The organism is Salinivibrio sp. KP-1, from assembly GCF_000968645.1.
Taxonomy (GTDB): Bacteria; Pseudomonadota; Gammaproteobacteria; order Enterobacterales; family Vibrionaceae; genus Salinivibrio; species Salinivibrio siamensis.
This window is the reverse complement of the sequence record NZ_LAQR01000001.1, coordinates 201393-222580: the sequence shown is the minus strand read 5'-3', so window position 1 is coordinate 222580 and position 21188 is coordinate 201393. Positions and strand designations below refer to the sequence as shown.

The following is a 21188-nucleotide window of genomic DNA, read 5'->3' as shown; positions in this document are numbered from 1 at the left end:
ATGTGATCCCTTATCCGGATATCCGGAAAATCGGTGTACAAATCGCGCAATCCAGTGCCACACTGACAGTAAGTTTTATCAACCATGACGGTAGTGAATAATGAGAAAAACCAAAGTAGTCACCTCCGAGGACATTCTGCTCAAACTGTGTCAGTCCGCCACGGCAGTATTAACCAAAGCGACTGACTCTCCCGTACACCATGCTGCTATGGTACAAAAGATTGCCAAAACCAGCCTCAAGCCTGACCTCGGCTGTTTTGTACTGTTTGATGGTGGCTTCTCTGGCCTTGTTGTGATCAACTTCTCCTCCGCCGCGGCGTTAGAAATTTACCGCAATTACATGCAGCATATGGGGATCCCCGAAGAAGAGTTAGCCAGCTTACACACCGCAGATGAAGTGGGCGATGTGCTCGGTGAGCTCATGAACCAGATTATTGGCGATTTCACCGGTAAGATTAAGCGTTCAATCCAAACCTCTATCACCCAAAACCAGCCGAAGATGATGGCGGTTAACAAAAATATTACGGTGTCAGTCGATAGCAACATCGACAAGCCACAGGCGCGCCGCGTGAGCTTTACCACTGAGCACAACAATATCTTCTATCTTGAGCTTGCCATGGAGCGTACCGAGTTTATTCAGCTTCAGGACTTTGAAGAAGGGGAAGAGGTTGATCCTGATTCCATTCTGGAAGCAGAAACAGTACGCCAACTAGAAGAAAAGTCTAACGACAAAAGCGACAAAAAAGACAGCGGTAGTAATGACTTACTTGACGAACTAGGGATTTAAACCTCTCTCCTCTTACTGTCGCTAAGACATAAACACAAGTTGCTATCGATTTGTAACGCTTCGCTGCAAAGGCGCGTGTAACTTGTGTTTTTTTCTTCTTTGCTTACTTTTTTCTTGACGATTATTAAGGCAATTCAACGGACACAGCACTTCACAGTTATAAGTGCCCAATTTGATTTGTTTCATATGAGTTACAATCTTGATCACATTTGATAGATATTGTGGTCGTCGTTTCCCCACCTCTCGCCCTCATAAGTCTTTATCTCTGCCCACTTTTTTTTAGTAGGTGAATAATTCCGCATCATTTAGACTGCGCGGCAAAATCAAAAGGCTGGCGACGATCAGCCAAATACCCTACTGGGCACCCTGCCCACCCACTATCATTCGTGAAAAAGGTCGATTCATGAGTCCAGAAAGCTACCTACTCGATTGGCAAACCAGTCAAACTCACTCTGAAACCATGTATCCGCTGCTTAGCCAGCTTTACCGCCAAAAAGGCGTTGAAATTCAACTGTTCGGTCGTCAACTGATCAACGCTAGCACCATTGATATCATTAAGGCACACCGCGTTGCGCGCCGCTATACGGGGGGCACCTTATCGCCCAGCCAAACGTTGCCGTTGATCGAGGTGATGGCTGAATTAGATCTTGCTCCCAGTAAAATCGATATCGGTCAGCTCGCATGGACCTACTGGCAACAGCATGACAGTGAGAACGGCATTCCTGATTTTCTACATCACCAATTGGGGCATTTATTGGGAACGGGTAATCGAGTCGACCCTAAAGACGTAGTACTTTATGGCTTTGGTCGTATCGGTCGCTTACTCGCGCGCTTACTGATTGAAAAAAGCGGTCCCGGCTATCCCTTGCGTTTACGCGCTATCGTGGTGCGTGGCGGAAAAGAAGGCGACCTGGAAAAGCGCGCCAGCCTGCTGCGTCGCGACTCTGTACACGGCCCATTCAATGGCAGCATTACCGTTGATGAATCACGCAATGCGTTGATCGCCAATGGTAATTTTATCCAAGTCATTTATGCCAATAACCCAACAGAAGTCGATTACACCCAATTCGGTATTCATGATGCACTGGTGGTCGATAACACAGGCATGTGGCGTGATGAACAAGGCTTGCGTCAACACCTTGACAGCAAAGGCGCCAAGAAAGTGCTACTCACCGCGCCGGGCAAAGGCGAGCTTAAAAATGTCGTATTCGGTGTTAATCATGACGTGATTAACGAAGATGATCGAATTATTTCTGCCGCTAGCTGTACCACCAATGCAATCACACCCGTGCTCAAAGCCATGCACGATAAATTTGGTATTGATGGCGGACACATTGAGACAGTTCACTCGTTTACCAATGATCAAAACCTCATTGATAATTACCACAAGGGCGATCGCCGTGGTCGTTCTGCCTCATTGAATATGGTTCTCACGTCCACCGGTGCCGCCAGTGCGGTCGCGAAAGCTTTGCCCGCGCTAAAAGGTAAGTTAACGGGGAACTCTGTACGTGTGCCCACGCCAAATGTCTCCATGGCTATCGCCAACCTGAATTTAGATAACCCAACTCACAAAGACGAAATCAACGCCTATTTGCAAGATGTGGCCTTGTACTCACCACTCTCTGGGCAAATAGACTTTACCCAGTCGACGGAGTTGGTATCAAGTGACTTGGTGGGATCGCGCTTTGCCGGCGTGGTAGACAGCCAAGCGACGATCGCCGAGGGAAACCGTTGTGTGCTATACATCTGGTATGACAACGAATTTGGCTACAGCTGCCAGGTTGTTCACTGCATGGAACAAATGATGGGAGTACGCTATCCGATGGTTCCCGAGCCAGAAGCGCTTTCTTAACCCGTTTTACCGCCATAAAAAAGGCCCTGATGGGCCTTTTTTATTACGTGTCCGCCACTCAATGTAAGGTTAAGATTGTTCAGCCGCCGTCAAGGGTGACGGTTGGCTGACGGGCTTAAGCACCGCATAAACCAAACCAGTTACCAGCGTACCTGCGGCAATGGCGGCTAAATACATCAACACCGGACTGATTGCATTCGGGATCAACAGCACAAAGAGGCCACCGTGTGGCGCCATCAGTTTTGCACCAATTAGCATAGATATCGCACCTGTCAGTGCACCACCTGCGATGCACGATGGGATCACTCGCATTGGGTCTTTGGCCGCAAATGGAATCGCCCCCTCCGAGATAAAACACAGCCCAAGCACAAACGATGCTTTACCCGCCTCTTGCTCTGCATCATTAAATTTACGCTTGGCTAAGAACGTCGATAGCCCCATCCCTAGCGCCGGCACCATACCTGCCGCCATGATCGCTGCCATCGGCATATAGGTACCACTCTCAATCAGGCCGACGCCAAAGGTATACGCGGCTTTGTTGACGGGACCGCCAAGGTCAAAGCACATCATCGCGCCCAAAACGACGCCAAGGATCACCGCATTGGTCGAGTTCATACCCTGCAAGAAGCTGGTAAGACTTTCCATGGCAACAGAGACAGGCCCGCCCACGACATAGATCATCACCAAACCGGTAAACAAACTGGCTAATAAAGGGATCACGAGAATGGGTTTAAGGGCTTCCATTGAGGCCGGCAAACTGACTTTGTCTGCCACAAATTTAGCACTGTAACCGGCGATAAAACCTGCCAGTATCCCCCCTAAGAACCCAGCACCGGTAGACGCGGCAAGCATACCACCAATCAAGCCGGGCGCCAGACCAGGGCGATCTGCAATTGAGAAGGCTATAAACCCGGCCAATACCGGTACCATCAGCGCGAACGCACTGCCGCCACCAATTTGCATTAATGCCGCCGCAAGCGTCCCTTCTTCTTTGAACGCCTCGATGCCAAAGACGAACGAGAGCGCGATAGCCAACCCGCCGGCGACGACCAGAGGGAGCATGTGTGATACGCCTGTCATCAAGTGCTTATAGACACCGGTACGTTCACCTTGGTTAGCACTGCTGTTCGATGAACTCGCTTGCGTTGTTTGATAGACCTCTGCGTTAGCAAGCGCATCATCGATCGTCTGCGACGCTTTTTTCAACGCCGTCCCCGTACTGGTTTTGTATAAACGTTTACCCGCAAACCGGCTCAAGTCGACCTCAATATCCGCCGCGATAAAGACGAGATCCGCCGCTTCAATTTCCTGATCTGTTAATGCATTTTTCGCACCTACCGAGCCACGTGTCTCAATTTTGACCTGATAACCTTTCGCTTTAGCCGCTTCTTCAACCGCTTCTGCCGCCATAAAGGTATGCGCAACACCGGTAGGACACGCCGTAATACCCACAATGCTGACGGTGCTGCTTTCACTTTGCGTCTGCGCGTAATACGGCTGTGCATGATTCGCGGCGGCATCCAATACCGCTTGGGTATCGGCCATCACCTCATTCAAGCTTGCTTGATAGACAGGCTTGCCGTTAAAGCGAGCCGACTCTTTTGGCTCCCCCACTAAGAGAACACGGTCAGCGTTTTCAATATCAGTTGTCGATACCGCCTGGGTTGGTTGTACACTGGACTGACACTCGATCTGTGCCGTCCATCCTTTTAACATCACGGCCTTTTCTAACAGCCCAGCCGCGATAACGGTATTGGCGACGCCACTTGGGCACGCCGTCACAATCACCAGATTCATACCTTTTACCCCACTCATGGATTGGTTTTATTACGCGTGCACTGACAGCTCAACAGGCGACACGCTGATTTTTTCGATTAATTGGTTCACGTCTTTACGATTGCGCACACCGACCCCCACTTGGGTGACAGCAAGCGCAGAGATAGCGACCGCGCGACACAGCGCCGCCTCTTTGCTTAGGCCTGCCTGGCATCCTGATACCAGCCCTGCCACTAAAGAATCCCCCGCCCCAACGGTACTCACCACTGATTGCGCAGGCGCCACAGCCTTAAGCCAGCCTTCCTTATCGCGCCAAAGCACCCCATCGACGCCGCGAGAAATCACCACATTCGCGATCCCCTGGTTAAACAATTGCTCACCGCGTGCCAGCAACACGGCTTGCTCATTACTGATGGGCGCGTTGAGGCATTGAGCCAGTTCAGCTTCATTAGGCTTAACCAACCAAGGGGTTGCCTCAACGGCTGCGCGTAAGGCATGCTGGCTGGTATCGACAACCACTTTTTTCCCTGCATCGCGCAAGGTGGTTATCCAAGCGGTCAACTGCTCGGTCGAGACACCGGGAGGTAAACTGCCCGCAAGCACGATCCACTCATGGTGCTCAGCCAGACTAAGTAAGCGCGCCGTCAATGCCTCAATATCGGCCTGTTCAACCGCCATACCAGGAAAATTCAAATCAGTGACACGTCCCGCTTTTTCAACCAGCTTGACGTTGGTGCGGCTAACGCCCGGCACACGCAAAAAGTGATCGGCAATGCCGTGCTCGGTAAAAAGGTGGGCAAACGGGTCTTGGTTATCTGCGCCAAGAAAACCTGACGCTGCGACCGTCGCGCCCAAATCCGTTAAGACACGTGCGACATTGACGCCTTTTCCCGCCGGGTGCAGTGTATAGTTTTGCACCAAATTGACATCACCAGGCTGCAACGCACTCACTGAGCCTGTCATGTCGAGTGCGGGATTGAAGGTTACGGTCAGAATGGCACTCATGCGTTCTCTCCCAACCCATCTTTAATGGCATCACCCAGTGCCGCAATCGCTTGTTCGGCGTCGCTTCCTTGGGCGGAAAACTGTAACTGGTGCCCATGTTTCACCCCAAGCGCGATCACTTTCATCAAGCTTTTTGCGTTAACCGGCGCCGACTGGGTGGAAGCGTTGGCAACCTGTATATCAGCACTGAATTTTTTCGCCGTATTGACCAACATCGCCCCAGGACGAGCGTGCAAACCATGCGCATTCGTCACCGTATACAGCCCTGTTGGCCCCTCTGCGGTGGGCGCTTCAGACGGCGCCGCTGTATGAGGTTGTGCGGGGGCGGGTTCAGCAGACAACGCATCAACCAGCGCTTGTGGCGAGTAACGGCCAGATTCCGCCAGTTGTTTATCAAGCTTCCATTGCATCAAGGTATTGAGCACAGGAAGATGCGCACGGTTGTTGGCTGCGACACACCAAAGCGCACTGACCGACAGGGATTGGTGAGACAATGACGTCGCAGGCATCACCAACGACAATCCGCTCTGCAGTACACCGTCTCCCACACCGAGCAACCAATGCCCTTCACCAAGGTGCACCGGCTGGCCAGCGACGGCTTGGCTTACGCCATCGCTATCTAAACAGTGATGATTTTTGAGCAATCCCGCGCCCACGGCTTGCAAGGTGGTGATATCTGACGCTGGAAAGCCAGTTAACACCATGTCGCTGCTAAACGTGAAGGTCTGAGTATCCGCCGTTTGCCCATTGAGCAAAGCAACCAGTTGCTCTGCCGCCGACGCCGTTTTTAGTTGTTGCTCTATGCCGTCTTGTGACAGCACACGCGTCAACTGACGTAAGATACTCAAGTGTTCATCTGATTTAGCGGCGATACCAATGGCCACGTAAGCGAGGTTTCCCTCTCCCCAGTCAACACCCTGGGGAAAATGAAACACTTGTACCCCTGTTTGTTTAACTTGATCGCGGGTATCTGTGGTGCCATGCGGGATGGCAATACCGTTGCCCAGATAGGTACTGGTTTGGGCTTCTCGCGCCAGCATACCGTCTTGATAGCCCGCGTCGACTAGCCCTTTTTGGGTGAGTGCTGCGGCCATGGCTTTGATAGCCTCGTGCTTAGACGCCGCGTGTTGCTGCATATGAATATCGTGTACGTTAAGTGCCAACATGAGGTCGTTCCTCTTTTTTCAGTGCCGCGGCACGGGTTGATGTTGTCGTCGGCCATATCAGTATCACTGAGACATGGCGGACATATTGGTTGGTCGCAAGTCACCGGTCATTGGCCGTGTTCGCGTTTGACTTGCCACATTCGCTTTACCTAAAAACTGAAACGATTCAGCTTTTAGGTAAAGCGATAGACATTGCTCCCAGCGTTTGGTCAATCTCTTCCACTTATAAGCGCCGGAAGAGATAAGCCGCATCGTCTTTCCAGCATCTTGAGATCAGCCGCCAATAATTGACACAAGCTGAAACCTTTCAGCTTTAAGGCTGAATCGTTTTAGCTTATAATGCAAATAAATTATGGATCTGAAGTGCGTAAACTTTGATCGCATTCACAAAGCCATCAGTAACGATCGGCCTACTTAAGGATCGCTTTATGAAGCTTGATGAAATTGCCCGTCTTGCCGGTGTATCACGCACAACGGCAAGTTATGTGATTAATGGCAAAGCCGACCGTTATCGGATCAGTGAAAAAACGCGAGCACGCGTGATGGCTGTGGTCGAACAACACAATTATCAGCCGAACCGCGCCGCCACAGCCTTGCGTGCAGGCACCACACAAACGCTTGGTTTAGTCGTTCCTGACTTGGCGAACACCAGTTACGCCACGTTGGCAAAACTCTTTGAACGAAAAGCCCACGATCAGGGCTATCAGGTTATTATCACGGGCTCTGATGACGACCCAGAACGAGAAAAAATAGTGGCTGAGACCCTCGTCTCCAGGAAAATTGATGCGTTGATCGTCGCCTCTTGTTTGCCTGCAGATAATACCTTCTACCCCAAATTACAACAGCAAGGCACTCCCATCGTTGCCATTGACCGTGGGCTGGATGCCAACCAATTCGCGAATGTGCTGAGTGATGATGAAAAAGGCGCTTACCAGCTCACCGAGATGTTAATTGCCCCAACGGATGTCTATCAAGCAGGGCTGATTGGGGCCGTCCCATCGCTGGCCATCTCACAAGACAGGGAGAACGGCTTTCGTGGTGCATTAGCGGCACAAGGCGTAGATGGACAAGTGCGTTACGGCCAAGCTTTTAGCCGTGCTGAGGGACAAAGGCTCATGACAGAGTGGATTGAAGCCGGTGACTTACCCGATGCTTTGCTCACCACGTCCTTCACGCTGTGTGAAGGGGTGCTGGACGCCATTAGGCAAACAGGTATCGCCCCTACTGCACTGTATTTTGCCACCTTTGGTGATAGCCGAATCCTCGATTTTCTTCCTTTCGGCGTGCAGTCTCTCCCTCAACAATTTGAAGCAATTAGCGACGCGGCGCTCAGTCTCGCGGTGTCGGCCGCGCAAGGAGACAACCATCCTGGGGTTATCACGGTTGAACGCCAACCGATTTGGCGCCCCCATCAAACACAAGCCTGGGTCGGGCTGGGTTAATAGCCTGTCGCTTCCATAAAGCCTCGGCCTGTGGCACTGCCACGCACTTCCACAGGCCCTTCCCAATAGGGAAAACTCAAGTCCATCCAGCTCTGTGGATTAAGTGGTTGAGTGATAAGGCTAATATCCTCACTGGGCACTTTGATCTGCCAACGAATCGGCAAGTTAGCGCCCTCCGCCATCTTGGCATGACTGACCGGCAGCATACGAATATCATCCTGGCTCAGCGTCACGACTTGGCCATCAGGAAACAGTAACGATCCAAACATAAACGGCTCGGTGCCGCGTATTTGGGTAACCATTAACGCACGGCCATCATCTAAGTTAAGCCCAAACCAATCCCATCCCGTTTGTTCGGCGGCCATCGCGCCACTCGACCACTCCTTATCAAACCAACCTTTTCCTGTCACGGGAATGGTTTCACCCGCAATGGTTAGCACACCCTTGACGGTTAGCTGTGGCAAAGAAAAATAATACGAAGCCGACGGCTGGCTGGCATGACGGACACTATATCCCTCTTCACCGTGCTTGACCTGTTGTCCATTTTCGCGCACCTCCAACGTGAAGCCTACTTGCTTACCTTGCGCAGGCCACATTGCACGCACATTGGCAGGAAAAGGTTGTTTACCGCCCTGCCATTGCCAATCGTCTAACCAAGCCTCAAAAGGTGACAGCGTCACTCCTGCTTGATCAATCCCACCACGGGCAAAGCGCTCCGACTCCCATTGTTTATCATCGCTCGTGATAGCGACGTGCGCCATATACAGCTGCTGACTCGCCCATCCTTCTTTACGATCCGGTGCTAATGCGCGGCGAAACAATGTCCATTGCACGCCATACGCTTGTCCACTAGCGTCGGTTAAGGTCGCGGTCAAATACCACCATTCAGTGGCAAAGTCTGAGTGTGCCGCCATGTCTTGGGGATAGGAAGGCGTATGGTCTGGGGTGACAGGGGTAAAGCCACTTTGCGAATCAAAAACGGCAAAATTTCCACTGGTATCAGGAGACGATGCAGGCTGCTGACCCCACCATACCAGCGCGCCGAGCGCGATGATCACTCCGCCTCCTAACAATGAACGTATCATTTTCCGCTTCCATCGCTGAATCACTTCACTGCCTCTTTTTTACTGCGCATCACGCAACGACGCCGCCGCGGTGCGTTTTAGCATGCGATAAACAGGCCAAGCCCCTGCGACCATAAGCGCCAACATGGATAGCCCGATCGTGGTGGCATAGCTGATCGGGAAGACGCTCATGGTCATGGTCCACCCAAACGATGCTTTCAGGACAACATGGATCAACATGCCCGCCAGCACAAGCCCCAACGGGATAGCAATCAGCGCACTGGTGAGACCAAGCAACACTAACTGTCCTCCCCCGAGCGCAATGAGCTCACGCCCTGACAGGCCAAGGTAACGTAGCAAGCTGTATTGCCGTTGGCGCGATAGCTCGGTCGCCAAGGTCGAAAAGAACAACCCACATATCGCGACCACCAACATCAGTGCACACAAGCTTTCGGTCACAGTAAACGTACGATCAAAGATACGCATTGCATAACGCATGATATCCGCCTGGTTTTGCACCTGCCCGGTGGTCAGCGAAAAACGGTGATTGATGCGATCAACGAATTGCTCTGTTTGCGTGTCCTGATTCAAGACCACCGCCAGTGATGATCGGCCTTGCTTTAGCCATTGTCCCGCATCACTGCGTGTAGACACCACAAGCTGGCCGTAGGGGTTGCCATAATCGTAATAGATCCCAGCGACCTGCCAGCGCTCGCCCATCGGCGCGGGAAGGTTGATGGTCTCCCCCACGCCCACGCCAAATTTAGCCGCTAATGCCTCGCTGAGTAATACGGCACGTTCTTGGTGCACTTGTGCCCAATAATCAGGCTGAGCCGCCTTCATCGCCAACGTTTGTTTCTCAGACGGACGGTTTCCTACCGACAGCACTTCAAGCCGCCCTTGGTTTGCCGTCAGCTCCCGCCGGTAGCTGGTCCAAAATTGCGCCACGTCTTCATTGTTGACCAACCATGTTTCCATCTCATCGAGAGCGGCATGACTCGGCCGAACATAAACGTCCGCAGCCAAGCGCTGCTGTAGCCAAGTTTCAGTGCTGGTGCGAAAGCTACCGACCATGGTTTCCATACCAATATGCGCCGAAATCGCGAGCATAAATGCCATCGCCGCCACACCACGGTAACTTAAACTTGCCGCCGCATCGGTGAAAAACCATCGCCATCGCGCGCCCGTATAGGCTGCTGCGCTGGCATGAAACAGCCAGCCACACAAATAAGGCAGCGCTAAAGCAGCACTTAACATGGTAAAGGCAATCAAGGTAAAGCCTTGCCATTGGCTGGTCTCCCAATACGATACGCCCCACGCCGCCACGCCAAGCAACGCCGCTAAGATCGCCTGCACGGCATACTCTCGATGTGTGCCACGCATCAAGGTCATCCGTTGCGATAAGCGCCCTGGTGAGGTGTTGACTAAGCGCACCAGCGGCCAAGCGGATGCCATCGCCGCCCCCAAAATAGCGAGGAGTAAACTGTAGAGTCCCCATTGCCACTGCCAATGCATGACTAAAGTGATATCTGCGCCGTACAAATCAGACAAGGTCGTAGCAACCGCGGGGAGTAATTGGTTGGCAAGCAACATACCCAACACATTGCCACTAACCACGCCAAGTAGCACCCAAAGTAATAACTCTGTCGCCATAACACCAGAAAGCTGGCGTCCATCAACGCCTAGCTGCCGAAGGGTACCGACCAAGGGCTGACGCTGGGTCATGGAAAGGGAAATCGCCTGATAAAAAATAAACAGCCCCACCACAAAGGCCAATAATCCCATCGCAAGCAAATTTAAGTGAAAAGCGCGGGTCAGTGGGCCTAGTTGGGTTGATTGGGTTTTGGTCAGCGTCAAGGCTGAAGGTAAATTGTCACGAATCGTTTGTCGTTCCGCTTGAGACAAATCCCCGCATAACACCTCGGTAAACCCAGTACGAGGCGAAAGCTTACGCAGTAGCGCCATATCCGCCACCAAGTAGGTGCCCATACTCAGCGCATCATTATCGATAATACGCAAAGGGCCGATCGGCGGGTAATCCAGCAAATCGATCATTTGCCCCTCTTCCCAGCCTTTGTGCTCAGCCATGGCTTCGCCTACATAGACAGGATAAGGCACTGAAATGGCATCCATGGGAGACAATGAGGGGGCGTCATCTGTACGCTGATTCGCGATAAATGGCAGCATCGCGATCGCATCCACTCCCATCAGATGAATATCGCTAAGTGACGGTGTCACAACGTCGAGACGATCAATCGGCACACATTGCGTCAAGCCTTGACGGCGCAAGCCAATGTAAAAAGCATGCGGCACGCGCTGTGTTCGCTCGGTATGATGAATGCTAAACGGGTACGGATTACTAAAAAGCTGTGCACCTTGGCGATAGCTTTGCTGCGCATGCTGGTTTATCGATAACACGCCAACCAGCAAAGAGACACCCAGGGTTAACCCAAGCCAGACGAGAAAGACTTGAAACGGATGGCGGCGATAATGCCCCCATAAAGCGCTAGCGACGGGCCCGAACACTGAGCACGCCTCCTTGTAGCCCCACACTACCTTGCAAGTAGCTGGCCACGGTATCACTGTGTGTCACCAATAGCAGCCCAGCTTCCTGCTGACCGGTTAGCGTGATAAGCAGGCGCATCACCGCGTCCGCATTACGCTCATCCAAACTTCCCGTTGGCTCATCGGCAAGTAGCAGTTTGGGCGACATATATAACGCGCGTGCGATGGCGGCGCGCTGCTGTTGACCACCAGACACTTCTTCTGGGTAACGATTGAGCAATGGCATCAAATCAAGCTGAGAGACAATTTGTCGCCACAGACAACCGTCTTCTTTCAAACCTTTTAATTGGCGACAAAAGCGAATGTTATCCGCAATAGAGAGGGTGGGAAGCAGGTTAAATTGTTGGAAGATCAAGCCGATGTTTTGACGTCGAAACTGCGTGCGTGCCGCCTCGCTCAATCGGTGAAGGGGGGTATCGTCAAACCAGATCTCGCCACTGTCGGGCTTATCCAGTCCCGCAATCAAATTTAACAAGGTACTTTTACCCGACCCACTTTCGCCCATCAACGCCAATTGGCTAGTCGACGACAGCGACATCGCGGCGCCTTGTAGCACAGGGTGGAAATCGCTCCCATCCTGATAACCTTTACACAGCCCTTTAATTGCTAACATGCCAATGCACACCCTTATAGTGTCTTAAAAACAGCAATAAACGAGAACTAGGTCACACTGTTTGATTAATTTGGCAATGTACCCCAATTAAGAGGCTGAGAAAAGCGTTAAAACCGATGGGCAGCTTCCCAATTTATATTTCGTTTATCCTTAGCCATCATTAACAAGATTATTTAGCCAAACGCCTGACTTCACCCGAATCAAGGACCCTATCCATTTGACCACTTCTTCCACTCCCAGCAGCACATACACCCAATAAACCGGCCACTCAAAAACCGCCGCGGCGGCCAATACGACAGGAATGCCGATGAGCCACTGTGCAACAAAATCTTGCCCCAAGCAGTAGCGCACATCACCACCAGCACGCAGTACCCCAACAATCATCGCCATGGGGATCGTTTTCACCACAATCAACGCACACATCGCCCAATAAAAATAAGCCGTGATCTGTGCGGTCTCACCCGTTAATGCAGGGAAGAAACTTAACACCCAGGGCTGAATCATCAACATCAAACAGGCAATTGCCACGCCGGCAATAAAATTAAACACCGCCACCTGCCAGGCTTGATGGTAAGCGGTGTCCGTTTGTTGCGCCCCAAGGTTATTGCCGACCAAAACGGCGGCAGCATTGGCGGTGCCAATCAAAAACGACAGTGAAAGTGACTCGACGGGCGTGATAACCGCAATAGCCGCCAAGCCTGCTTCGTTAACGTGACCGATAATCGCGTGGTAAACGAACAAGCCTGACGACCACATTAAAAAATTAAATGCCGTCGGTAACGAAAGTGATAAAAAACGCTTTACGGCGAGTAGCGTTAATGACGCACGCCAATCAGCCAAAGAGAAGGCAACCAAGTGTTGACGGCGATACAAGTAGACATACAAGGCAACAACCTCAACCATACCGCTAAGTACAGTCGCCACCGCTGCCCCTTTCGAGCCCAGTTCAGGCGCGCCCAGATTACCGAAGATAAATACCCAGTTGAGCACCACGTTGACACTGATCCCGACCCCACTAAAAAAGGTGCTGATCCCTGGCTTGTGCATGGCACGAAGCCCGGCAGCCAACCCGGATACACTGGCCAGACAAAACAGGGATAAACCCGCAATTTGCAAGTAGTCTTGGCCCAGCGCAATAACGGTGGGATTATCACTGGCAAACCCCACAATGACATCTGCATAAGCCCAAAAGACAAACGCACTTAACGCCGCCGTGGCATTGGTTAAAGTCACAGTCAGCGCCGTTTTTTCACGAAAGCCTTGCCGATCACCCGCGCCCCAATATTGTGCCACCAGCATAGAGCCGCCGGTCATGGCGCCGAGAATCAGTAAGGAGGAGACAAACATCGCTTTACCGGCAATACCAATGGCGGCGACATCCGCTTCACTCAACTGTCCCACCATCAGGATATCGACCAAACTGCGGCTCGAAAACATCATGGTTTGCAGCGCAATCGGTACCGCAATTAAAAGTAAGCGTTTTAAAAACACAGGATCAAAGAAAGGACGGGAAAGTACGGTCACACACGACTCCAACCTATAGGTAACTTGGTTAGTTTACGTGCCTTTAAAACAGAAAAAAACGCCCGAGGGCGTTTTCTTATCTGCGAAGACATTCCGATTAATGTGGCATCACCATTAAGCCATCGGCTTGATTGTTCGGCCAAATACGGTACTCAGCATGGTATTTGACGATCGATTTATAGGCAGTCACTCTCGTCGGTGCTATCCATGCCTGATGCGCCCAGGCTACTACCGCTTGCTCAGGCCCCCGGACATAAACGCTCAGTGGTGAGACCAAGCGCTGCTCATCATCAAAAGCCGATTGCATCGCGTCTGGACACACGGCCATTGAATGCTGCCCACCTGATATGATTTTCACTTTTCGGTCAATCGTATCTTGTGTATGCACGCACCAACCCGCTTCAACCGCACAATCAATCCACTGCTGTAATTGCGATTTGTGGACAGGCTTGGCAGGTTCGCCAACCGGAAACCACTCGGCATACACTGTTTGGATTTGAGCAAATTCAGCGCCGAGACCCGCCTGCGTGCCGGCACTGCGGGCACGTTGAGTCCAACGTTGTAAGTCCGCTTTAACGCTGTGATGAAAACGTTGTTGCTTCACCGCTTGCGCCACCCAACGACCAAGAAACGCCTCACGCGCATGGGGCGCATCGGCCACTTTTTTGGCGGCGATCGCTGCCGCGAGATCGTCAAAGGCGGCGGCCATCACAGTTTGAATTTCGGTGACATAACTCATGGTTCTTTGCTTGCCATTAGCCAATAGAAAGCGGCAGAGAGTATCGCACAAAGGGCGATCGCGCCAACCATCCCCCAAGGCGTACCGTCTGAAGCAACGGCAACCCCTGCACCAACCAACGAGCCGATACCAAACCGCATTGTCCCCGCTAAAGAAGACGCGGTGCCTGCCATTTGCGGATAGCAGGCCAACAAGCAAGCCATGCTGTTGCTGCCGATGGTTGAAATTACCCCAACATACATCATCACTGGAATCACAGTGCCCCAAAGCCCAATATCTAACCATTGGAACACGGCAATGGCTATCCCCGCAGCCAGCTGCAACCCCAGCCCTAAGCGCAGCATCCAATGCGAGCCCATTTTGCGCACCAAACGGCCATTAATAAAGGTCATCACAATCAGACAGACAATGTTTAACGCGAACAAGTAGCCAAACATCTTCGCGCTCACACCGTAATAATCAATGTAAACAAATGAGCCTGCGGTTAAGAAAGAGAACATCCCAGCAAAGGAAAACCCTGAGCAGAAGATCATTCCTACGGCAAACGGTGTTTTGAGCATGCGGGCATAGTTACGCAATGACGCGCCAATACGCATAGGCGGACGATTGTGTTTAGGTAAGGTTTCAGGGATCCGGACAATGATGCAAAGCATCACAAAACACGCCCAACCGGCCAGTACCCAAAAGATCGCGCGCCAATCAAACCAAGTGAGCAAATAGCCACCAATCATCGGTGCCGCTAAAGGCGCAATCGTCATCACCAAGGTAATAAAAGACATGGTGCGCGCAAACTCTTCGCGCTCAAACATATCACGCACCAAGGCTTGAATAATCACCGCGGCAGCGGCCCCCGCAAATCCTTGCGTTGCACGCACAACAGTGAGTACGTCGATATCTTGGGCCATCGCACTGACCACTGCACAAACGAAAAAAAGTGCCACACCGGCCAGCATCACTGGTTTGCGACCATAACTGTCAGAAATCGGACCATGAAAAAGCTGTCCAATGGCAAAGCCGGCCGTGTACGCAACCAAGGTTGATTTCACCGCACTGCTTGGTGCATTTAAATCCGCGGCAATCGCTGGCATCGCCGGGAGGTACATGTCGATCGCTAACGGTGTCAACGCAGCAATCGCACCAAGCACCAAGATCAAAAGCCAGCTTAATTGAGTCGGGGACGACGTGACAGCCGATGATTGCGACATAACTCTCCTTAACGTAAAAGACAGGACAAAGGGAAATAACGTGAGCGTGGTCAAAGTGTAACAATTTATTGTGTCGCCGTGGGAAAGAATGTCTTTCTTTTGGTCACGTTGTCGTAACACATGCCTCTCGATGAGCAATAAAAAAGCACAGCCCATGCTGTGCTTACCGTTACTCACCGAGCGCCAACAATGACGGGGCTAACCAGTCACCTGCGTTAACCCAGTAACCCGATCTCTTCGTCTGTTAATGGACGATATTCACCAGGCTCTAAGTGTTCGTCTAAGACCAAGTCACCGATTGACTCTCGATGCAACGCATCGACTTTATTGCCCACTGCCGCAAACATACGTTTTACTTGATGATACTTGCCCTCTTGAATAGTGAGCAGTGCCTCATAATCATCAACTTTCTCGAGGGTTGCCGGTAGCGTGGGTTGCTTCTCGCCTCGTAGCATCACCCCTTCTTCAAAGGCTTTTGCCGTCTCCGCGCTGATCGGATCAGCCAGCCACACACGGTAGGTTTTGGTGCACTGATGTTTAGGAGATGTAATACGATGTGACCACTGACCGTCATCGGTAAACAACAGCAGTCCCGTTGTGTCCGCATCCAAGCGCCCAGCAATGTGTAACTTTTCCGCATTGACTTCATCGAGCAATACAAAGACCGTCGGATTAAACGCATCCTCATGCGAGCACACCACGCCAGCAGGCTTGTGCATCATAAAATAGCGCGGGCCTGACAACGTAAGGGCACGTCCCTCAAACGCCACTTCCACTTGATCGCTCACTTTGACGGCACCCGACTTGATCACCTCACCATCAACCGTCACCAGCTCGCTTTTAAGCACACGCCCTGCTTGCTTTCGTGTCACCCCTAAGGTTTCACATAAAAATTTATCTAATCGCATATTACCGCTTATTACACCTTTGTTTGCCGCGGATTATACGTCACATTGCGGCTCAGACACAGATCAAGTTTTACGAGATCTGACGGAAAAGCACGCCGTGATAGGATAAACTGATTGTCATCGTCCACGTGATGGACATATGACAATGCAAGCAAAACAAAACGCTTTTTGCTGAGACGCCGAGTCTGTCACAACCTGCCAATCAAAATATTGTTGGTGATTGAGCATGCCAATTTGGCGAGTATGATACGGTCGTCTTGACCAATCAGTGATAAAGAAGGAAACACCATGATTGTCTCTCTTCGCCGCCCCGACGCCGATGCCTTTGAAACCTTATTGACGCTGTCACACGAACAGCACGACCACGAAGCGCTGCCCTTTGATCGTACTCCCGTCGCGGCCACTTTCAACACCTTGCTCTCACAACCCGAGCGTGGTGATGTTTTTCTGATTGATGTTGAGCATGAGGGAGAAACCGAAACGATTGGCTTTTTAGTCGTCGCTTACAGCTTCAGCGTGGAAAACGGCGGTAGCGTCGGTGTGATAGACCAATTCTTTATCCAACAAAGATGGCGACGGCAAGGCGTGGGGTCGCAAGTGATCCCACACGTTGAAGCGCGAGCCAAAGAAAAAGAGTGTGTGGCCGTCATCCTTGAGGTCAATATTGGCAACAAAGGCGCTCGACTTTTCTATGAGCAGTTCGATTACCAGCCTCGCCGCCAGCACTGTATTATGACTAAACGACTTTAATTCTGTACCTGACGTCACAAGTCAGTAAACTAAACGGCCTCACTTAGGCCGTTTTTTCGTTATGTATACCCTACGCCCCTATCAATCTGACGCGGTTAAAGCCGTGCTGCATTATTTTCGCCGCCATACGTCTCCTGCTGTCGCCGTGTTACCGACCGGTGCGGGAAAAAGTTTGGTGATCGCAGAGCTCGCACGTATCGCCAAAGGTCGAGTACTGGTGCTCGCTCATGTGAAAGAACTTGTCGAGCAAAACCATGCCAAATATGAAGGCTATGGATTAACGGGCGGGATCTTTTCCGCTGGACTCGGCCGCAAAGACTCTGACGACAAAGTGGTTTTTGCGTCAGTTCAGTCAGTGGTAAGAAACTTGGATGCCTTTGCAGACCAGTTTTCCTTACTGGTGATAGATGAGTGTCACCGTGTTCCTGACAACCAAGACAGTAGTTATCGCCGCGTCATTGCGCATCTGCAAACGGTCAACCCTGGCCTCAAAGTGTTGGGACTCACTGCCACCCCTTATCGACTCGGACAAGGCTGGATTTATCAATACCATACCAGTGGCAAAGTGCGCACGACTGCTTCCCGGTTTTTCCGTGACTGTGTTTTTGAGCTGCCGATTAGTCACTTACTTGATGAAGGCTTCCTTACCCCTGCCCATGTTCTGGATGCACCGCTACTTAGCTATGACTTTTCCCAAGTATCACGCACCGCGAACGGTTATTATCGGGAAGCGGATCTCGAGAAGGTGGTTGCCAATGCCCCTCGCGCGACACCGCAAATTGTCGAACAAATTATTGCATATGCACAAGAACGCCAAGGGGTGATGATCTTTGCCGCCACGGTCAATCATGCGCAGGAAGTTCTCTCTTATTTGCCGGACGGTTCCGCCGCGTTGATCGTGGGTGACACGCCTGGTATCGAGCGAGATCGCTTGATCAGTGCTTTCAAACAAAAAGCGCTCAAATACTTAGTGAACGTATCGGTACTCACGACCGGCTTTGATGCGCCTCATGTGGACTTGATCGCGATTTTACGCCCCACGGAATCGGTCAGTCTCTATCAACAAATTGCCGGGCGTGGTCTTCGCCTCGCGCCAGGAAAGCAAGATTGTTTGATTCTCGACTACGCCGGGAATGTCTACGACTTGTACCAACCAGAAATAGGCATGCCCAAACCTGATAGTGACAGCGAGCTGGTGACGATTCCCTGCCCCGCATGCGGGTTTAATAACAGCTTTTGGGGAAAACTGGACGACAATGGCTTTTTGATTGAACACTATGGCCGCCAGTGCCAAGGCTATTTTGAGGATGAAGATGGCGAACGCGAGATCTGTGGTTACCGCTTTCGCGCCAAGTTTTGCGATGAGTGTGGCGCCGATAACGATATTGCCGCACGTCGCTGTCACCAATGTGACGCCCCCTTAATTGATCCAGACAAAACACTCCGTGAAGCACTCAAGCTCAAGGATGCACTCGTGGTCGCATGCACCGACATGACCCTCACCGCGGGCAAAAACCGCTATCAAAAACCACAACTTAAAGTGACCTATCACACCCACGAGGGCAACGATTTACACGAGGTGTGGCCGCTGGCCAGCAAAAAACAAAAACAAGACTTCCTGGCACGATTTGTCCGACCACACCTGGTCGATCGGCACCGCCCCTTCGACGCCACCGCCCCGACCAAAGTGGCCGCGTCACAGCACCGATTTCGTCCGCCCGACTTTGTGATTGCACGTAAACAAGGCCGATTCTGGCATCTGCGTCAGAAAATCTTTGATGTGGAGCGCTTTATTGGCCAAGACAGGCTAACGGCCATGTTAGCGCAAAGCCGAGGGCAAGCCTTCGCAGAATCCGACGCGAGTTGAAAGCACTAAGGGTCCATTCAAAGACGCCTCCACGAGCAAAAGGCACCGTGTGGGCGGCTTGGGCGGTGATGAATCCCGCCTATAAAGCTTGTTTTAGTGGTCAAGCAGTGCTAATATCCGCGCTCGTTTTTGGGTACTGAGTTAGGTCGCTACGCTCAGTACTGTGTTTTCACTCTAAAGAGAGTTATTAATTATGTTTAAGTTCGAAGCTGAAGTACGTACAGAAAAGGGTAAAGGTGCGAGCCGCCGCCTACGTCATCAGAAGAAATTCCCTGCGATCGTTTACGGTGGCAACCAAGAGCCTGTATCAATCGCACTTGACCACCCAGTGGTTGTTAACCAAATGGACAAGCCTGAGTTCTACGAAGGCATCATCCTGGTTATCGATGGCCAAGAAGTAAAAGTTAAGCCACAAGACATCCAGCGCCACGCGTTCAAGCCAAAAGTTGAGCACATGGACTTCATCCGCATCTAATCGCATTTGCGATCATGATGAGATGAGAGAAGGCGCCTTCGCGGCGCCTTTTTCATTGTGAGTTCTTCCTCTGCTTTTCCTTCCCTACCTCGTCATCTTCTTCACGAACACCACCACAAAGAGCGCCATGGTAAAGCTCCCCAGAAATGCCTCAAAAGCAGCAATAAAGCGAGCAAAGCCAGACGGTGTAATATCGCCATATCCTAGGGTGGTAAAGGTCACCACACTGAAATACAGCGCATTCAGCAACTCATAAAAGCGGGCTTCGACGCCAGTCAGATCCGGATAAATCGGGTTGGCTTGTGTGGTACCCAGCGCAAAATACGCCAGCGCACAAGACGCAATCACTAATACGGAAAAAATCACTACCCGTAACGGATCCTCACCGTAACCACAAAACAAATCGACCGTCTTCGATAGTGCGCGCTGAAAGCCGAGCTTCGGCATCTGATAACGGCGAAACCGCATTTCCTTTTTGAAAAAATATCCCGCTACATCAAACAGCCCTTGTTTTTCACATTGTTTGCGGATGTTGCGGCATACCTCTTCCGATTCCTGGAACAAAGATTGACGCCGAGACGGATCCTTTTCCAAAAAAGCCAACCGCTCTTGCTTAAGTTGCGCTCCCCAATCGACATTTTCGAGCCCCGTGCGCGCCATATCCGCCCCCAATAAATTGCTACCATCGAGACGGGTACAATTAAGGTTGGCGCGCAGTAAATTGGCTTTCATCAGGGATGCATTGCGTAAGTCCAGGCCAAAGCAATGCGCTTCGGTTAAATTCGCACGATAAAAATCCGCACCTTGGCACGAGTAACCTTGCTTGTTACCACGATTGACCAAATGAATGTCAGTCAAGTTGGTGCGCGCCAGCTGAAAACCATCCAGTGGCCGGCCCGAAGCTGCCCACGCTTCTACATCCGCTTTTACGTCATGGTGTCGCTTGTCAATGTTAGGATCATGCCACTAGCAAAGACCGGACTCACCCGCTTGCTGATCACATTGCCACCCATTACGCGCTTTAAACCCACATACTTTACCGCTCATCGCTCGCCCTCCTATTTCTATTTTAGAAAGGACGTGCCAACTCGCCAGCGAACATGCCGTTCAATCAAGGGAGAGGGAAAACAAATAACTAAGACGAGGAGTCGTCGTTTAGTTCATCGAACAAAGAAGGTTGGTAAGGCAGGGGCTCTGCGTCTAAAGCCGCGTCTTGCGCCTGTTTTCTTTTCGCGCGCAAGATGCGCAGGTAGCGCTGATGGCAAAGGCGGACGACATTGCGTTTTTGCTCGTTGGTAAACGCATACCAGTGAACACGCTCGTCGCGGCTGCGAAAGCATCCTTTGCAATAGCCTTTGTTGTTGACCTGACAGATGCCTTTACACGGGTTCGGCACCTCGAAAAAATCGAGCTGTTCCACGTCGACCTCCCTGCTGATTCTTTCATTCAA

At 51.5% G+C, this 21188-nt stretch carries 17 protein-coding genes and 1 pseudogene; 6 read left to right on the top strand and 12 right to left on the bottom strand.

Annotated elements, in window-relative coordinates:
• Positions 1–100 precede the first annotated feature (100 nt).
• Positions 101–787 (top strand): DUF3334 family protein, encoded by a 687-nt coding sequence (locus WN56_RS00985; RefSeq protein WP_046073195.1) that lies wholly within the window; start codon positions 101–103, stop codon positions 785–787.
• 403 nt (positions 788–1190) lie between these two features.
• Positions 1191–2639, top strand: coding sequence for a glyceraldehyde-3-phosphate dehydrogenase (locus WN56_RS00980; protein WP_046073194.1), 1449 nt, complete (start codon positions 1191–1193; stop codon positions 2637–2639).
• 69 nt (positions 2640–2708) lie between these two features.
• Here WN56_RS00980 and fruA read toward each other — a convergent pair whose 3' ends face one another.
• Genes fruA through fruB form a run of 3 tightly spaced genes read right to left on the bottom strand, consistent with a single transcriptional unit; the run spans position 2709 to position 6586 of the window.
• The gene (gene fruA / locus WN56_RS00975; protein ID WP_046073193.1) at positions 2709–4436 is read right to left on the bottom strand and encodes a PTS fructose transporter subunit IIBC; all 1728 of its coding nucleotides are present in this window, start codon (positions 4434–4436) and stop codon (positions 2709–2711) included.
• A gap of 30 nt (positions 4437–4466) precedes the next feature.
• Complete coding sequence (gene pfkB, locus WN56_RS00970) at positions 4467–5420, bottom strand: 1-phosphofructokinase (protein ID WP_046073192.1); 954 nt, start codon at positions 5418–5420, stop codon at positions 4467–4469.
• Positions 5417–6586, bottom strand: a complete 1170-nt coding sequence (gene fruB, locus WN56_RS00965; RefSeq protein ID WP_046073191.1) for a fused PTS fructose transporter subunit IIA/HPr protein — start codon at positions 6584–6586, stop codon at positions 5417–5419. Before fruB ends, pfkB begins: the two co-directional genes overlap by 4 nt.
• A 428-nt stretch (positions 6587–7014) precedes the next feature.
• Here fruB and cra point away from each other — a divergent pair, with 428 nt between their 5' ends.
• Positions 7015–8028, top strand: a complete 1014-nt coding sequence (cra, locus tag WN56_RS00960) for a catabolite repressor/activator (RefSeq protein ID WP_046073190.1) — start codon at positions 7015–7017, stop codon at positions 8026–8028.
• On the opposite strand, the gene WN56_RS00955 is transcribed toward cra, so the two are convergent.
• From WN56_RS00955 to rsuA, 7 genes are all read right to left on the bottom strand, one after another.
• Positions 8025–9113: a lipocalin-like domain-containing protein gene (locus tag WN56_RS00955; RefSeq protein ID WP_082084404.1), complete on the bottom strand. Its 1089-nt coding sequence runs from the start codon at positions 9111–9113 to the stop codon at positions 8025–8027. The genes cra and WN56_RS00955 overlap by 4 nt on opposite strands.
• Before the next feature lie 39 nt (positions 9114–9152).
• A complete protein-coding gene (locus WN56_RS00950) occupies positions 9153–11618 on the bottom strand; it encodes an FtsX-like permease family protein (RefSeq protein WP_046073189.1) in 2466 nt (821 codons plus the stop codon).
• Positions 11599–12270, bottom strand: a complete 672-nt coding sequence (locus WN56_RS00945) for an ABC transporter ATP-binding protein (RefSeq protein ID WP_046073188.1) — start codon at positions 12268–12270, stop codon at positions 11599–11601. The genes WN56_RS00950 and WN56_RS00945 overlap by 20 nt, the downstream gene beginning before the upstream one ends.
• 150 nt (positions 12271–12420) lie before the next feature.
• Positions 12421–13794, bottom strand: a complete 1374-nt coding sequence (locus WN56_RS00940; protein WP_231637374.1) for an MATE family efflux transporter — start codon at positions 13792–13794, stop codon at positions 12421–12423.
• Between the two features lie 97 nt (positions 13795–13891).
• Complete coding sequence (locus WN56_RS00935) at positions 13892–14533, bottom strand: DUF2913 family protein (RefSeq protein WP_046073186.1); 642 nt, start codon at positions 14531–14533, stop codon at positions 13892–13894.
• On the bottom strand, positions 14530–15738 hold the full coding sequence (locus WN56_RS00930) for a Bcr/CflA family multidrug efflux MFS transporter (protein ID WP_046073185.1): 1209 nt from the start codon (positions 15736–15738) through the stop codon (positions 14530–14532). Before WN56_RS00930 ends, WN56_RS00935 begins: the two co-directional genes overlap by 4 nt.
• Positions 15739–15953: 215 nt before the next feature.
• Positions 15954–16646 (bottom strand): 16S rRNA pseudouridine(516) synthase RsuA, encoded by a 693-nt coding sequence (gene rsuA, locus WN56_RS00925; protein WP_046073184.1) that lies wholly within the window; start codon positions 16644–16646, stop codon positions 15954–15956.
• A gap of 288 nt (positions 16647–16934) precedes the next feature.
• Between rsuA and WN56_RS00920 the strand changes: the two genes are divergently transcribed.
• The 3 genes from WN56_RS00920 (at position 16935) to rplY (ending at position 19738) form a co-directional block, all read left to right on the top strand.
• Positions 16935–17396, top strand: a complete 462-nt coding sequence (locus WN56_RS00920) for a GNAT family N-acetyltransferase (protein WP_046073183.1) — start codon at positions 16935–16937, stop codon at positions 17394–17396.
• Between the two features lie 61 nt (positions 17397–17457).
• Positions 17458–19263, top strand: a complete 1806-nt coding sequence (locus WN56_RS00915) for a DEAD/DEAH box helicase (protein ID WP_046073182.1) — start codon at positions 17458–17460, stop codon at positions 19261–19263.
• A gap of 193 nt (positions 19264–19456) precedes the next feature.
• Positions 19457–19738, top strand: a complete 282-nt coding sequence (gene rplY / locus WN56_RS00910; protein ID WP_046073181.1) for a 50S ribosomal protein L25 — start codon at positions 19457–19459, stop codon at positions 19736–19738.
• Between the two features lie 84 nt (positions 19739–19822).
• Here rplY and WN56_RS00905 read toward each other — a convergent pair.
• Both WN56_RS00905 and WN56_RS00900 read right to left on the bottom strand, forming a co-directional pair.
• Positions 19823–20785, bottom strand: a pseudogene (locus WN56_RS00905) (ion channel).
• A gap of 88 nt (positions 20786–20873) precedes the next feature.
• Complete coding sequence (locus tag WN56_RS00900) at positions 20874–21158, bottom strand: DUF1289 domain-containing protein (RefSeq protein WP_046073180.1); 285 nt, start codon at positions 21156–21158, stop codon at positions 20874–20876.
• Positions 21159–21188 lie beyond the last annotated feature (30 nt).